The 14,407-nt window shown below is 69.7% G+C and carries 14 protein-coding genes and 1 pseudogene; 6 read left to right on the forward strand and 9 right to left on the reverse strand.

What is annotated here, in order from left to right; genetic code table 11:
• Positions 1-203 precede the first annotated feature (203 nt).
• Positions 204-512 (reverse strand): hypothetical protein, encoded by a 309-nt coding sequence (locus tag BZZ08_RS39370; protein ID WP_241965369.1) that lies wholly within the window; start codon positions 510-512, stop codon positions 204-206.
• Positions 513-716: 204 nt separating this feature from the next.
• On the opposite strand from BZZ08_RS39370, the gene BZZ08_RS39375 reads away from it, so the two are divergent.
• Positions 717-914 carry a hypothetical protein gene (locus tag BZZ08_RS39375; protein ID WP_241965370.1) on the forward strand — a complete coding sequence of 66 codons (198 nt, stop codon included), beginning with the start codon at positions 717-719 and terminating at the stop codon, positions 912-914.
• Positions 915-1,547: 633 nt separating this feature from the next.
• Here BZZ08_RS39375 and BZZ08_RS04240 read toward each other — a convergent pair.
• From BZZ08_RS04240 to BZZ08_RS04250, 3 genes are read right to left on the reverse strand one after another with little or no spacing between them, the layout of a single operon-like run.
• Positions 1,548-2,468, reverse strand: coding sequence for a class I SAM-dependent methyltransferase (locus BZZ08_RS04240; protein WP_104630763.1), 921 nt, complete (start codon positions 2,466-2,468; stop codon positions 1,548-1,550).
• A complete protein-coding gene (locus BZZ08_RS04245) occupies positions 2,465-3,568 on the reverse strand; it encodes an NAD(P)-dependent alcohol dehydrogenase (protein WP_104630839.1) in 1,104 nt (367 codons plus the stop codon). Before BZZ08_RS04245 ends, BZZ08_RS04240 begins: the two co-directional genes overlap by 4 nt.
• Positions 3,569-3,582: 14 nt before the next feature.
• Positions 3,583-4,338: a (5-formylfuran-3-yl)methyl phosphate synthase gene (locus tag BZZ08_RS04250; protein WP_104630764.1), complete on the reverse strand. Its 756-nt coding sequence runs from the start codon at positions 4,336-4,338 to the stop codon at positions 3,583-3,585.
• 331 nt (positions 4,339-4,669) lie between these two features.
• On the opposite strand from BZZ08_RS04250, the gene BZZ08_RS04255 reads away from it, so the two are divergent.
• Positions 4,670-5,203: an EF-hand domain-containing protein gene (locus BZZ08_RS04255; protein WP_104630765.1), complete on the forward strand. Its 534-nt coding sequence runs from the start codon at positions 4,670-4,672 to the stop codon at positions 5,201-5,203.
• Positions 5,204-5,627: 424 nt separating this feature from the next.
• On the opposite strand, the gene BZZ08_RS04265 is transcribed toward BZZ08_RS04255, so the two are convergent.
• Positions 5,628-6,458 carry a M55 family metallopeptidase gene (locus tag BZZ08_RS04265; protein ID WP_104630767.1) on the reverse strand — a complete coding sequence of 277 codons (831 nt, stop codon included), beginning with the start codon at positions 6,456-6,458 and terminating at the stop codon, positions 5,628-5,630.
• Between the two features lie 839 nt (positions 6,459-7,297).
• Here BZZ08_RS04265 and BZZ08_RS04270 point away from each other — a divergent pair.
• Both BZZ08_RS04270 and BZZ08_RS04275 read left to right on the forward strand, forming a co-directional pair.
• Complete coding sequence (locus BZZ08_RS04270; RefSeq protein ID WP_104630768.1) at positions 7,298-8,173, forward strand: glycosyltransferase family 2 protein; 876 nt, start codon at positions 7,298-7,300, stop codon at positions 8,171-8,173.
• A 288-nt stretch (positions 8,174-8,461) separates the two neighbouring features.
• Positions 8,462-9,013 (forward strand): hypothetical protein, encoded by a 552-nt coding sequence (locus BZZ08_RS04275; protein WP_104630769.1) that lies wholly within the window; start codon positions 8,462-8,464, stop codon positions 9,011-9,013.
• A 129-nt stretch (positions 9,014-9,142) separates the two neighbouring features.
• Here the strand turns inward: BZZ08_RS04275 and BZZ08_RS04280 are convergent, their stop codons facing one another.
• Positions 9,143-9,994 carry a class I SAM-dependent methyltransferase gene (locus BZZ08_RS04280; RefSeq protein WP_104630770.1) on the reverse strand — a complete coding sequence of 284 codons (852 nt, stop codon included), beginning with the start codon at positions 9,992-9,994 and terminating at the stop codon, positions 9,143-9,145.
• Positions 9,995-10,493: 499 nt separating this feature from the next.
• Here BZZ08_RS04280 and BZZ08_RS39380 point away from each other — a divergent pair.
• Positions 10,494-10,667, forward strand: a pseudogene (locus BZZ08_RS39380) (TetR/AcrR family transcriptional regulator); the annotation flags it as partial.
• A 151-nt stretch (positions 10,668-10,818) separates the two neighbouring features.
• On the opposite strand, the gene BZZ08_RS04300 reads toward BZZ08_RS39380, so the two are convergent.
• Positions 10,819-11,799, reverse strand: coding sequence for an alpha/beta hydrolase (locus BZZ08_RS04300; protein ID WP_198601278.1), 981 nt, complete (start codon positions 11,797-11,799; stop codon positions 10,819-10,821).
• A 243-nt stretch (positions 11,800-12,042) separates the two neighbouring features.
• Positions 12,043-12,657 carry a TetR/AcrR family transcriptional regulator gene (locus BZZ08_RS04305; protein ID WP_104630771.1) on the reverse strand — a complete coding sequence of 205 codons (615 nt, stop codon included), beginning with the start codon at positions 12,655-12,657 and terminating at the stop codon, positions 12,043-12,045.
• A 359-nt stretch (positions 12,658-13,016) separates the two neighbouring features.
• On the opposite strand from BZZ08_RS04305, the gene BZZ08_RS38755 reads away from it, so the two are divergent.
• Complete coding sequence (locus BZZ08_RS38755; RefSeq protein WP_157953315.1) at positions 13,017-13,280, forward strand: hypothetical protein; 264 nt, start codon at positions 13,017-13,019, stop codon at positions 13,278-13,280.
• A 119-nt stretch (positions 13,281-13,399) separates the two neighbouring features.
• Here BZZ08_RS38755 and BZZ08_RS04315 read toward each other — a convergent pair whose 3' ends face one another.
• The gene (locus BZZ08_RS04315) at positions 13,400-14,380 is read right to left on the reverse strand and encodes an aldo/keto reductase (protein ID WP_104630772.1); all 981 of its coding nucleotides are present in this window, start codon (positions 14,378-14,380) and stop codon (positions 13,400-13,402) included.
• Between the last annotated feature and the right edge of the window lie 27 nt (positions 14,381-14,407).

Raw genomic sequence — 14,407 nt, forward strand, 5'->3', positions numbered from 1 at the left:
CGGGACAGCGGCAGTCCGGTCCGGTCGCTGGGCAGATGGAGCAACGATCCCAGCTTGCCGCGGCGGTCCATGCCCCGCGTAACAGCTGGACTTCCGGAGATCAGCAGCTAGCACCGGCCCCGCAGCGGAGGGCCAACCAGCCGTCAGCCATTCGACGACGCCGGGGCGTCGCCAACTCCTCGCCAATCCCTCGCTTCGTCCACCTAGCGGCCGAGGGCCTGTCGCACGGACAGGTTGTGGTACTTCCGCAGCCGGTACAGCTCCCAGCACGACAACACCGTCACCGACACCGGGGCTCCGAGCAGAAACACGATCCGGGCAAGGGCGGGAACCTCGGCGTTCGCGTCGTTGATCATGTCGAGGGCGGCCATCACCCACGCCAGCACGGTGGCGAGAACCGGTGGCAGCACCTCGTGGATGTCGGCGGTGCGGAAGACGTGGTTGAGGCAGAGCGCAATCCCGTACAGGACGAATCCCAGCGACCACGTGCAGAGGGCGACGAGGACGACCATGCCGGGCACCCCGATGGCGTCACGGAAGCCACTGGTCGCCGGGTCGGGGGCGACGGCGAGGGGAACGTCGCCATGGACCCCATCAGAGCCGCCACCGCTCCGAAGGGCTTCAGGGACCGCCGCAGGTAGAGCCGGCGCAGCGTACCCTGCGCGGCGAACGCGAACAGGGCGATCACGAACGGGAAGGCGCACACGAGGAACAGCGTGCTGGTCCAGCTCTGGTCGAACTTGTCGCTCGCGGCGGCGTTGGCGCCCTTGGCGGTGTCGACCGGCTTGTACGACATGACCAGCACGAGCCAGGCGGCGGCGCCGAGCCCGGTCCGCCACATCTGGATCTTGCGCACCGTCAGGTCCTCGACGGCGTCCGGGCGCGAGGGGCGGAAGGCGCGCTGGGCGGCGTAGAACGGGTTGTAGACGCACCTGAAAATCCGCTGCCCGCGCGTCAGCGGAGGCCGGGGCGGTCGGGGGAACGGCGGTCGCGGGCCACCGCCGTACGGTTGCGGCGGGTACGGGCCCCAGCCCTGCGGATGTCCCGGAAACCCCTGCGGCGGCACGGGGGCGGGCTGCGGTGGGTAGGGCCCCACGCCGGGACCGCCGGTGTACGGGTGGGGTCCGCCTCCGGGGTATGGCTGAGGGCCGGGACCCGGGCCTGGCTGCCCACCGGGGCCGTATCCGGGTCCGCCCGCCGGACCCCACTGACCATTGCCGTACGTACTCATCCCGTGCGCCCCCGATGTTTCGTCTGTGCCGTGCGCCGCGTGGCTCAAACCGTCCGCTTGGCGTGCGGCGTGATCCTACCCATCACGGGGACCGAGAAGTGCACGCTTCCGGGACCGGGCTGGGCCGGGCAGCGACGGACAACGACCTGGCACTCCGGGTGAGCGACTGCATCACCGTCTCCGCGACCTCTGCAACTGCCGCTCGCTGTCCGCTGCGTCGATTCGCGGGGCTCGAAGCACCATGGGGACGAGCCGCGGTAGGACGCGGGCTGGGTGGCGCGCCCGTTCGGCGGATCGGGTCCGGGCCTCCAAGGACTCAGGGCCTGTTCGCGAACACCCACCGGTTGCCCGCCAAGGCGTCGTTCCCCTCGGGGAGTGGGCCGCGTCCGTGACGGTGGGTGAATTCGAAGGGAGTATGGATCGATGTGGACCAGCCGTTGCTCGCCAGCACGCCGGCGGAGTCGGGGCGCGGTTCCTTCGCGAACAGGCCGAGCAGGTCGATGCCGATCTGCTGGGTCGTCGCGACGTAGAGGGGGCTGTCGCGGTAGGTCATCAGGTCAGGTTCGAGCTTGACCTCGTAGGCCAGGGCGCTGCTGTGCGCGCTCAACCGGTCCACCTGTGCGATGAGGGCTGACTCGGCGACGGCGGGGAGGTAGAACAGCAGCCCTTCGGCGAGCCAGACGCTCGGTGCGACCGGGTCGAATCCGGAGGCGGCGAGCGCCGTGACCCAGTCGGCGCGGAGATCCACCGGGACCGGGACGCGCGCCGCCTTCGGGGTGGCCGAGAGGCCGTCCAGCACCTTGTGTTTGAAGGCCAGCACCTCCTCCCTGTCGACCTCGAAGAAGACCGTGCCGGCGGGCCAGTCGAGCCGGAAGGCGCGGGTGTCCAACCCCGCGCCGAGCAGAACGACTTGGCGGGCGCCAGTCGTGTGTGCCGACTGGAGGAGGAAGTCGTCGAGGACCCTCGTCCGCAGGCCGAAGTAGCGGGCGAAGCGTCCCCACAGCGGGTTCGCGTCCCCGTCCGCCACCTGGCGCAGGCGGGTCGGCCAGCCGTGGGAGGCCGGTGCGGCGAGCACGAAGTGTTCCGCGAAGACATCCTGGGCGAGACTGTCGTCGCGATACGTTTCGATGGCTCGTGCGGCGGCGACCAGGAGCGCGGTCCTTCCCACCCCGCTCGCGACGCCGGTGTCGTGCTCCGTTGTTCCGACCACGCTTCCTCCGTTGACGGATGTGCTCATCGGCTCCGCTCCCGCGGGACCACGACGGGTTTGATGACGCGGCCCGCTTCGCAGTCGCGTTCGGCCTCGTCGATGTCGGTGAGCGGGTACGTACGTATCAGCTCGCTGAACGGGAACCGGCCTGCCTGCCACAGGCCGATCAGCCGCGGGATCAGCAGGCCCGGCACGGCGTCCCCCTCGCAGATGTGTGAGATGCGCCTGCCGCGGTCCAGCGCTCCCGGCTCGATCGGCAAGGTGGTGTGCAGCCGCGCGATCAGGCCGAGGTGGCCGGTCGGGCGCAGGGACCGCAGCGCGTCGTTGATCAGCGAGGGGACTGCCGTGGTGTCCAGGGCGTAGTGCGCGCCGCCGTCGGTCAGTCGGCGGATGCGGGCGGACAGGTCGGATGTCGTGACAGGCAGGGGTATCGCGCCGTAGCGCTCCGCCAGGGCGAGCCGTTCGGGGTACTGGTCGACCGCCACGGTCACCGCTCCGGCCGCCGTGGCGGCCATGATCGCGGCCAGACCCACCGCACCCGCGCCGAAGACGGCCACGGTCTCGTGCGGCCCCGCGCCGAAGGAGTTGAGGACCGCCCCGGCGCCGGTGAGGAACCCGCAGCCCAGTGGTCCGAGCAGTTCGATGGGAAGGGACGGGTCGACCCGTACGGCGTTGCGGGCCGGCACCAGCGCGTACTCGGCGAACGAGGACTGGCCGAACCAGCGCGGGGCCAGGCTTTCCCCCGCCGCGTCGGTGAACCTGGCGGCGTTCTCCTTGCGCCCGCCGAACAGGTTGAGCTCGGCGAACGAGTCGCAGTAGGCGGGAGCGGCGCCCCGGCAGTTCGGGCAGCGGCCGCAGGAGTCGAAGCTCAGGACGACGTGGTCGCCGGTGGCCAGTCCGGTGTGCGGCCCGCCCGTCTCCACCACGGTCCCGGCACCCTCGTGGCCGAGCACCGCCGGCAGCGGTGAGCGGCTGTCCGGTCGCCGGACGGCGAGATCGGTCCGGCACATCCCGCAGCCCGCGATCCGCACCAGTATTTCGTCGGCGTCGGGTCCTGCGTGCAGCAGCACTTCCTCGACCGAGAACCGGCCTTCTGAGGAACGAAGGACCGCCGCGTCGAACTTCATCGGCATGTCAGCGGTCAGCCCGCGGCGACGACGGCCGCCGCATGTTCCCGGGCATGCCGGTCCATCTCCGCGCGGAAGGCGGCGACCAACTGCGGCTGGATCCTGCCGGCGTTGCGGTCACCGCCCTCGCAGACCGCTCCCCGCACACCCACGATGTCCGTGCCGATACGGGTCAGCGCACCGAGGTCGCCGACCTTCACGCTGCCCGCGAGAGCGGCGAGGAGTCCGGCTTCATGGGCCCGTCGCACGAACTCCGCGCACACCTCCACCGGTACATGGTCGAACAGCCGTGTTCCGTCCTTGATCGCGGTGTCGAGCATGGCCGCGTCGGCGCCCGACCGCTGGGCGATGTCGGGGAGCGCGAGCGGGTTGACGCAGCCGATGCGGTGGGCGTCGGCGTAGCCCGAGGCGACGACGAAGGCGTCCGGCCGGTGGTCCTTCACCGCCCTGACGACCCCTCGCATGACCTCGGCACCTTGCGCGGGCGTCGTGCACCCGTACAACCCGACCTTGATGTACGTGGCTCCCGAGACCACTGCGCCGAGGGCCGCCTGCGCCACGGTGCCTGGCTTGTACGGCACGTCGCCGACGGTGGCGGACACCGGCTTGTCGGCGGGGACCACTCCCCGGATGTCCTTGATGACCCACGGGAAGTTGGCGCCGAGCGAGCCTTCCTCGGGTCTCTTGACATCGACGATGTCGAGATGCTGCGCCGCCTTCGCACACTCGAGGGCTTCCTCGACGCTGTCCGGGGAGATCAGAAGTAACAACGTGTACTCCTTCCCGCACACCCCTCAGCGCCCGGGAAGCAGGCCGGAGTGTGCGAACGCGCTTGCGTCTTTTGCGGTCTGCTCATCATCAGCGGCCGCCCACGACCACCGGTAGGGCGCGCGAGGACCGAGGGAGGTGCTACCTCCGTAACCAATGCGCCGTGCGCGCCGGTTCAACCGGCTCCGCGTCACGTTCATGCCGACGTGGCACCATCTTCACTCTTTATGTTGACCAGCCAGTCTTCCCGGGACACCGGGCCCGCAGGCCCGCATAGTTGCTGCTCGGCTGGCACACACGGCCGTCTCCCGGACTCAAGAAGGGCACATACACATGCGCACCGAAGCAGTCACACGCGTGAAACTGGTCTTCACCCTGTTCGACGCCGACGGCAACGGGGTCCTGGAAGCCGACGACTTCAGGCTCATGAGCGACCGGGTGGCCGCGGCGGTGCCCGACGCCGACGAGGCCAGCACCAAGGCGATGCGCGCCGGCTTCCAGCGTTACTGGGAGACGCTGGCCAAGGAACTCGACACCAACCGCGACGGTCGGATCACCTACGACGAGTTCCAGGAGTGCGTCCTGTCACCGGAACGCTTCAGCGGCGCCGTGGACGCGTTCGCGGCGGGCTTCGCGCGCTTCGGTGACGTGGACGGCAGCGGCACCGTCACGCGCCCGGTGTTCATCGGAATGATGAGGGGCGTCGGCTTCGACCTGCCCAACATCGAGGCGCTGTTCAACGCGTTCGGACCCGACGCCGCCGACCGGATCCGGGTGGACGTCTGGGAGGCCGAGATCAAGAACTACTACGCGCCGGACAAGGGTGGCGTCCCCGCGGACCTGCTGGCGGCCGCCCCGACAGCCTGACCGGCCCGGGGCCCGCTCCGTGCGAACCGGGCTCCGGCTCTGCCGTGCGCGTGGAGGAACCGCGCGTCAGCGTGCCGCACACCGAGCGGGTCGGCGGCGGCTTCCACGGCGTGTGTGAGCAGAACGGTGGTCACCGGCCCGACACCGTCAGGCACCGGAGTGAGGAGCGCGCGCGGTGGTGCGGGCGGTGCCGACCTGGCCCGATCATCACAGCCGGAGGGTGGCTGGCGGCCGCGCCGAAAGCCGCTCCTCGAACTGCGTGAGCTGGGCTCGGAAACGACTCGTCGCGTGCCGAGAACGTCGCGGGTAGGCACACAACGGGGGAAGACCCACCGCCTGGTGGAGGCGATGACAGTGCCCTTGTGACTGCCCACATCGCACCAGCAGAAGCCCGACGTGCGCTCGGCTGTCACTTCGTGGCGGGTCAGCAGTACGGCGGCTGGTTGGTCAGGGAAGCCGCTACTCGCATCCACACCCCGAACAACCGGTAGAGGCCAGGCAGATTCCCCTGCGCCTGGACGGTCCGCGTGTCCTTCGAAGTGACCCCTGGAATTCCCAGGAGCGTGGAGGCGACTGACGCCGACTGCCAGCGGACCGTGAGGGTGGACGGACCGGGAGTCACCGCTGAAGGCGTCCGCCGTATGGAAAGGCTGGTGGCGACCGCCTCTTCAATGGCCCCCTGTGCCTCCTCGGTTGGGCGCAGATCCGCCGCGAACCGATCCCGCGCACGCTTCACAGCCACGGTAGTAACGGAGGCATCCCATTCCGTCATCTCCTCGCAGGCACGGTCGTCGCCGGTAAGCACCGTTACTGGGACGCCGATGGCCGCCGCAGTGGCGTGGGCCAAGCCGATCTCGCCCACCGGCCGATCATCCAGCCACATGTCTTCGATCTCGTGCCCCATGAAGCTGTGGCTCAGCACTCCGACGGCGCCCGCCCGCGAGTGGTACCCGACGCAGACCATGGCGTCATGCTCGGGCAGCAGGCCCTCGAGCATGCCCATGTGCTTGGGCTTGCCGCGGATCAGACGAGCTGCCGGGTGCAGGGACTCCGGAAGGATGTTGCGCATCGGACCATGAGCGTCGTTGACGGTGATGTCGGTGGCGCCGGCCGCGACGGCCCCTCGGACGGCTGCGTTGACGTCCTGGGCCATCATCAACCGCCCACGCTCGTAGTCCCGGCCACCGGGCTGGACATCCTCAGCGTCGACGAGTCCGGTGACGCCTTCCATGTCCGCGCTGATGTAGATCCGCATGGTGAAGACTCCTTTGGCTTGATCACTGAGGGGACGTGCGCCACGCCTCCTGAGGTTCCTTCACCGGCTCGTCACCATCTGATGTCAGCCCGGACCGACCCGGCTCGTCCAAGACCGCAACGTGCCCGCGCGTGTCGGTCAAATGCGTCACGTAGGAGCCAGGCACCGAGAGGAGAGGCGGGGGCGCTTGAGCGGTCCTCCTGGCCGGGCAAGCACGTCTCACGCACCGATGACTCCGTCGACCTGCTCGCGGATGAGACACCGAGCTGCTCGCGGACGCCTCCACCACCTGGCCCGCGCCGACCATCGACGACGATGCCGAGCGCACCACCGCCACGGTCGAAGCCCGGAAGAGCATCCACGGACAGCAGCCCGGAGACCCCCGCCAAGCTCGCCCATCCCCTGCTGACCCTCGCTGGCCAGGACCAGTCGCCGCCGCCCTTCATCGCCGGCGCCGGCGCCATCGAGGGCGTCACGCGGGACGTCGGGGGAGAGGTGGGTGTGGTCGCCCACGAGAGTGCGGTTGAAGCCGATGCTCTTGCCCGGGGCCAAGAGCGTGTGGACGTCGACGGTGGTGAACTCCCAGAGCGGTACGTCGGGGTCGATGATGACGTCCTCACCAATGATCGTGGTGGGGTGGAAGGGGCGGGACTGTCTTCACGGTCCGCGTGCGGAGGTCGGGCCACTGGGTCAGCCAGCGGTCAGGTCGCTGAAGGCCAGGCGGGCGTCCGGGGTTGGGCCGGCCGGTTGGTCGTCACGCGGTGGTCTCCTGTCGGTGCCGCGGGGAGGGGCGGCGGGCCGATAGGCTGCGTCGATCGGAAGTCGATCGGAGTTCACCTGTGAGTCGTCCACGCTTGGGGATCGCGGTCCTGACCATGGGCAACCGGCCCGTGGAGCTGCAGGCGCTGCTGGAGTCGGTGGCGCGGCAGACGTTGCCGGCCACGCGGATCGTGGTGGTGGGCAACGGCAGCCCGCTGCCGGAGCTGCCCGCAGGCGTGGACGGGGTGGAGCTGGAGGAGAACCTGGGGGTGTCCGGCGGCAGGAATGTGGCCATCGAGCACCTGCGGGCGTGTGGCGACGTGGACGTCGTCGTCGACCTGGACGACGACGGACTGCTCGTGGACACCGGCGTGTTCGTCCACCTGGCCTCGATGTACGAAGCCGATGAGCAGTTGGGGATCGTGTCGTTCCGGATCGCTGACGAGCGCGGTCGTACGCAGCGACGGCACGTGCCGCGGCTGCGGTCGAAGGACCCGATGCGGGCCGGGGAGGTGACGACGTTCCTGGGCGGCGGGCACGGGCTGTCGATGCGCATGCTGGAACGGATCGGTGGCTGGCCCGAGAAGTTCTTCTTCGCGCATGAGGAGACCGATCTGGCCTGGCGGGCGCTGGATGACGGATGGCGGGTGGTGTACGAGCCGTCGCTGCTGCTGCAGCACCCGTGGACGTCACCGGCCCGACACGCGGTCTACTACCGGATGACGGCCCGCAACCGGGTGTGGCTGGCGAAACGGCATCTGCCCGCGCCTCTGGTCCCGGTCTATCTCGGGGTGTGGGCCCTGCTGACGGCGGTGCGGACGCGGTCGTGGGACGGATGGCGGGCCTGGGCGGGCGGGTTCGCCGAGGGCGTCCGTGAGTCGGGCGGCCCGCGGCGGCCGATGCGGTGGGCGACCGTGGCACGGATGACGCGCCTGGGCCGTCCGCCGGTCATCTAGGCAGGCTGTCCTGCTTCCTGGCGCAGCCAGCCGGACAGATCGGTGGGCGTGCCCTTCAGCCAGCGGACGTACCGGGCGCTTCCGTCCTCGACGCTGATGGCGGGCTGCGATCATGAGGGTGTTGCATGCGCGGGCTCAGCCCCGCGAACGGGGATATCCAGGACGGCTCCGATGCCGTGATCACACTCCCCACATCGTGATCACCGCTGAGACCGGCTCAATGCCAGGGCAATCCCACAGTTACGCTGATCGGGGCAGTCCACAGTACGCAAGATCCGGGGGGAAGCCGTGAACCGACCGCTGCTGTTCCTCGACGTGGACGGGCCACTCAATCCCTATGCAGCCAAGCCGGAGAGGCGTCCCGAGGGCTACACGACGCTCAGAGTCCCCCGGAACGACGTCCATCAGGACGACAGGGGCCTTTCGTCCCGACGGCGCCCCCTGCGAGTCTGGCTCAATCCGGAGCACGGAAGACTCCTGCTCCAGCTCGGCTTCGAGCTGTGCTGGGCCACCACGTGGATGGACGACGCCAACCGGTGGATCGCACCGATCCTCGGCCTTCCGGAACTTCCCTTCGTGGACTTCGGCGACGTCCTGCTCCAGGAACGCCCTGACGGAGTCCACTGGAAGACCGGACCGCTGGTGGACTACGCAGACGGCCGTCCTTTCGCATGGGTGGACGACGAGCAGAGTGAGTTGGATCAGCTGTACGTGACTGCCCGCCACCAAGGTCACGCGCTCCTGCACCACGTCAACCCGCGGATTGGCCTACGGGAGAACGACTTCCACACGCTCGCCGACTTCGCCCGGTCCCTGGACGCCTCACGAACCACCGGCTAAGCACCTCGCCAGCTCCTCAGGTTGCTGCGCGCTCGGAGCCAAGACCTTTGCGGGACACCACTCTTCCCGGGCGTTGGTGCTGCCTTCCCGCCAACGTTGATCGAGTAGGGCTCGTAGTCGTCGAGCTCTCTACCGGCGGACCGCCGAGATCAGTCCGCCGGGTCGCTCCTCGCGCTGCGGCGGGGTGCTGATCGGGCGGCCGTAGGCGGCGGCGCGCTCGCGCAGGGTGTGGCTGTCGGCGTCCCAGCCGTGCCCGGCCAGCCAGCCCACCGGGTCGTCAGGCATCTCCGAGACCCACATGGACGCCGCCGATCCCGGCTCGGCGTCCGCGCTGAAGCGCTCGACCACGCCGCGCGAGCCCAACGTCAGTCCCATCCAACTACCTGCCGCCGACTGCGCGCTGATCCGGGCCAGCAGTAGCTCCACCGCGTCCTCGGGCAGATAGATCAGTAGTCCTTCGGCGATCCACGCGGTCGGCACGGCCGGGTCGTGCCCCGCGGCCGCCAGTGCGTCTGGCCAGTCCTCACGCAGGTCCACCGCGACGGTAGTCCGCTCGCAGCGTGCGACGGCCCGCTCCTGGCGCAGCACCGACTCCTTGAAGTCCAATGGCGCGGCGGTGTCGACCTCGAACAGCCGGGTGCCTTCGGGCCAGTTCATCCGGAAGGCCCGGCTGTCCATGCCGGCGCCGAGCAGTACGACCTGCCGGACCCCGGACGCGGAGGCCCGCTGCAACAGGTCGTCGAGGAACTTCGTCCTGATGACGATGGAGAACGACACGGCCAGCCGGCGGCGTCGTGCGGCCTCGTCATCGGGCAGCGGCGACGAGGACGGCCATAGGCCGCCTGCGGCGGCGAAGGCCTGTGCCAGCGGGTCGCGGAACAGTGCGTTCTCCCGCTCGGTCTCCAGCGCCCGCACCCTGGCCACCCCCACCGCCGTGGCCCACACCCCCGACGGCTGCACCCACTCCTGCCTATCAGTCACCGCGCCAGCCTAGATCATCGATCCCAAGAAGCCTGATGAGAGGAGCTCGCTTCAAGCGCAGCCAGCCGGTTCGTGTACGCGACCATACGAGGTGGACCAGAGCCTTCCTCTCGATGGGGATGCATACGGAGGTAGCCTCCGTTTCATTGTCCAGGGGCACAGTGGTCAGGGAGAAGCGGATGAGCGCCGAGGACCAGGGCCGCAAGCCCCGTGCGGAGTGCAGCGCAGCCGGGCTGCCCTCCTGGAAGCGGCGCAGCGCCACTCCCTGGAGTACGGGGTCGGCACGTCCCTGAAGGCGGTGGTCAAAGAGGCGGGGGTCGGGCCCGGCACGCTGTAAGTACTTAGCGCCCCGGGCCAGGGGCTCGCGGCGGGCGCTTGCTCTGCGGCAGACCGTCGATGACCAGGTCGTAGGAGTGCTCGACCGCATCGTTGATCAGCTGCTTCCTGATGCCCCGCCGGCCTCAGCGAGATCCAGTGGCTCTTGTCCAGGTAGCGGCCGGCGGCAAGCCTGGAGGAGGGCGCCGCCGCCTTCGTGGCCGGGCTCCTGCCCGGGACGGACGACGGCAGGGCACCTCGCGAGCGGATTCCGTACGTCTTTGACCAGCTGGAGTCGCAGGCGAATGCCCCCGGCTTCCTGGGCTGCCGGTATCTGACCGCTCAGATCGAGCTCAAGGTGCGCTGAGGCATGACGCCCATGGGCAGCCTCGGTGCGCCGGCCGCCGCCTCTCCGACGACGCCGAACGGGCCTTCGTGAGAAGGCCGAGGCCAACCCGTGGGCCCTGGAACGAGCCGGCGCGGTCGTCGCCCGGGACCCGAGCGGGACGTCAGTCCGCCGCCAGCACCCGCTCCAGCCAGGAACGGCGGGCCTGCCACGCCGCCCGGCTGATCATCGCGTCCGGGACCACCAGGTCGAACGTGTGGTAGCCGCCGGACCACACATGCAGCTCGGCGGAGCCGCCGGCCCGCCAGATCCGGTCGGCGTAGGCGACGGCCTCGTCGCGCAGCGTTTCCGCGGAGCCGACGTCGATGAAGGCGGGCGGCAGTCCGGACAGATCCGTGGCGCGGGCGGGCGCGGCGTAGGGCGACACTTCCGGGCCCCCGCACGCGGAGCCGAGCAGGGCCTTCCAGCCGAAGCCGTTCCAGCTACGGTCCCAGACGTCGACACCGTCCATCTGATGGGCCGAAGCACTGTCGTTGCGGTCGTCGAGCATCGGGCACATCAGCAACTGCCCGACCAGCCGCGGACCGCCCTTGTCGCGCACCGACAAACTCAGCGCGGCGGCCAGGCCACCGCCGGCACTCGTCCCCGCGACGACGATCCGGTCCGCGTCCAGGCCGAGTTCGGCCGCGTGCTCGGCGGTCCACAGCAGCCCGGCGTAGACATCGTCGAGCGGTGCGGGATGCGGATGCTCCGGCGCGAGCCGGTACCCTGCCGAGATCAGCGACGCCCCGAACCGCTCGGCCTCGTCCAGCAGCGGTTCGAGGAAGAACAGGTGCCGCGGATCGCCGCTGAAGTAGCCGCCGCCGTGCACGAAGTAGATGGCCGGGCGGGACGCGGCCGCGCCCGCAACGGCGGCAGGCGTGCAGATCAGCAGCTCGGCCTCCGAAGTGCCGGACGCCCTTGGAACCGAGTGCGAAGTCACCTCGAACCGCCCGCCCTGCTGCAGCTCGTCGAGCGTGGGGACCTCTGCGGCGTCCTCGGCCCGGACCTTTGGCAGCCGCTCCAGGCTCATCGGGCCCGAACCGGCCTCCTGCACGGCGCGGTATCCGTCCAGCAGCGCCGCATCGAAAGGTATTGCCCCCATCAGTCCACCTTCGTCAGAATTCGCGCGCCATCCACGGGGACGGTGATCGTGTGCTCCGAATGCCCACACCGCGATCCATCGCCGGAAGCGAGAGTCCAGCCGCCGGGGGCAGTGTAGATCTTGCTCGACGTGGCCAACCCCCAGGGTTCCGGGGCCCGCTTCGTGCCGAGGCACAGCACCAGGCCGGAGCGTGGCAGCCCACTACCGCTGAGTGCGCCGCCGGGAACCGAGGGGGGCGACGGCTCAGACCCCGGGCCGAGCGGCTGCCGCCGTTGTGGACATCGCCGGGGAGGCGTTGAACAGGGCGTGGACGGCGGCGGTGACCTGGGTGGTGACCACCTCGGGGGTGGAGGCGTCGAGCTTGCCGTCGAGGTGCAGGAACGCGAGGCCGTGGACCAGGGCCCACACGGTGGTGGACAGGGTGTCTGAGTCCACGTCGGGGAAGGTGGCCCGGACGATGCCGCGGACGTACTCCGAAATCGCGGCGGTCGCGGCGACCCGTTCCTCGCTGGTCGGATCGCAGGGCTCGGCGAACATGGCGCGGAAGAGGCCCGGGTGCTTCAGCGCGAACTGAACGTAGGCGACGGCGACCGCGGCGAGTTCGTCGGGGGTCGAGGGCGCGGGATGGGCGCCGGCCAGGTGTCCGGCGAGTTCGCGGTAGCCCTCGGCGGCGACGGCGGAGACGAGGGCTTCGCGGTCGGCGTAGTGGCGGTAGGGGGCGGTGGCCGATACCCCGGCACGCCGGGCGACCGCGCGCAGCGAGAGGCCCGCGCTGCCGTCCTCTTCGAGGAGTTCGCGCGCGGCCCGCAGGCAGGCGGCACGCAGATCGCCGTGATGGTACGTGTCGTTCGGGGACATGGGACGCATCCTTAATGATCAGAATGCCCACATTGTCTCTCAAAGGTGAATGCCGTATACGTCGTAAGCGATCGAAAAGAAGGACGGAACCGAGACGGTCGATGTGCTGATCTCCCCCTGTCGTCAGCTCCAGCGCCGTCCGGAGCGGTCCCGCTTCTCTGATGCTCACCAAGGGGGCGGCCCACCGTGTGCACGGGCCGCCCGTCATTCGCGGCGCGGCCCGATCGGGGCGCCGGTGTACGACGGTCACCGTTCAGCGGACCCCGGCTGCCTTGAGAACCCTGAGCGCTCCGGTCAGGAGGTTCGGCCCAGGACTTGGGGCTGATGCCCGACGGTGGGGAGAACCCCTGGACGCGCTGGTGGACGATGGTCTGCGGTTCGGTGTATGTGAGGATGCCGTCGGCGTCGTGTCGGCGGCACGGCACCACCGCCAGCAGAGCCGGCTGAGCGACACGACCTTCCGGCGTCACTTCCCCGACATCGTCCGGGACGTCGCTGACGCCTCCCAGACCGGGGCGCCCACCGCCGGCACCCCGCAGATCACCCAGGAAAGCCGACATCTGTCCCAGCAATCCGAAACGACCACAGGCGTCACCCAGATCAGACCGCACCGGCGGAGATGACCGCCCTTCCACTTCGGTTGGCGTTCGGCAGGAAGCTGCGCCATCCCTGCCATCGCCACCGGACCGCGTGCCGTCTGTGGACGACGTCTCCGGGCTCGCATACGTGAGCGGGGGAGCGGTCAGTCGGTGGTGAAGCTGGGCAGTGCCGCAGCGGGGTAACGGCTGCCTGCCGAGCCGTGGGGAAGGATCTCGGTGATGCGATCCAGATCGGCGGCGGAGAGCTGGACGGCGACGGCGCCGGCGTTCTCCTCAAGGCGCTTGGCGCTGCGGGTGCCGGGAATGGGTGCGACATCCTCGCCCTGGGCGAGCAGCCAGGCCAGCGCGAGTTGGGCGGTAGTGACGCCCCTGGTGTCGGCCAGATCCTTGAGCTGTTCGGTGGCGCGCAGGTTGTACGTGTAGTTCTCGCCCTGCCAGCGCTCGTCCCAGCTGCGCATGTCGTCGGCGGGGTACTCGCTCGCGGGCTTGACCTGGCCGGTGAGGAAGCCGCGGCCGAGAGGGGAGTACGGCACCAGGCCGATGCCGAGTTCCCGAAGGACGGGAAGGATCTTTTCCTCCACCTCCCGCTCGAACAGCGAGTACTCGTACTGGAGCGCGGAGACCGGGGTGACGGCGTGGGCACGGCGGATGTACTGGGGGCCGACATTGCTCAGACCGAAGTACTTCACCTTGCCTTCGGTGATCAGTTCACCGACCTCCTCGGCCGGAGTGGCGGGGTCGGAGATGTGCTGGTAGAAGAGGTCGATGCGGTCGCTCTGCAGATAGCGCAGGCTGTGCTCGGCGACCTTGCGGATGTTTTCCGGGCGGCTGTTGAAGGCGGAGCCGATCGGCCGGGCGGTCATGTCGAAGCCGAACTTGGTGGCGAGGACCACCTCGTCGCGGAAGCCCTTGACCGCCTCGCCGAGGAGGGCCTCGTTGCTGCCGGTACCGGCGCCGTACAGCTCGGCGGTATCGAAGAAGTCGATCCCGAGTTCGTGCGCGCGGCGGATGGTCGCGATGCTCTCGTCGTTGTTCGAGGCGCCGTAGGCCATGGACATGCCCATGGTCCCCAGGCCGAGCGCCGAGACGCGCAGACCTTGAGAGCCCAGATCGCGGTGCTGCATGAGTTCACTCCCTCAGTGTTTCGCCGG

It is taken from the genome of Streptomyces sp. MH60 (genome assembly GCF_002939385.1).
In the GTDB taxonomy this organism is placed as follows: domain Bacteria; phylum Actinomycetota; class Actinomycetes; order Streptomycetales; family Streptomycetaceae; genus Streptomyces.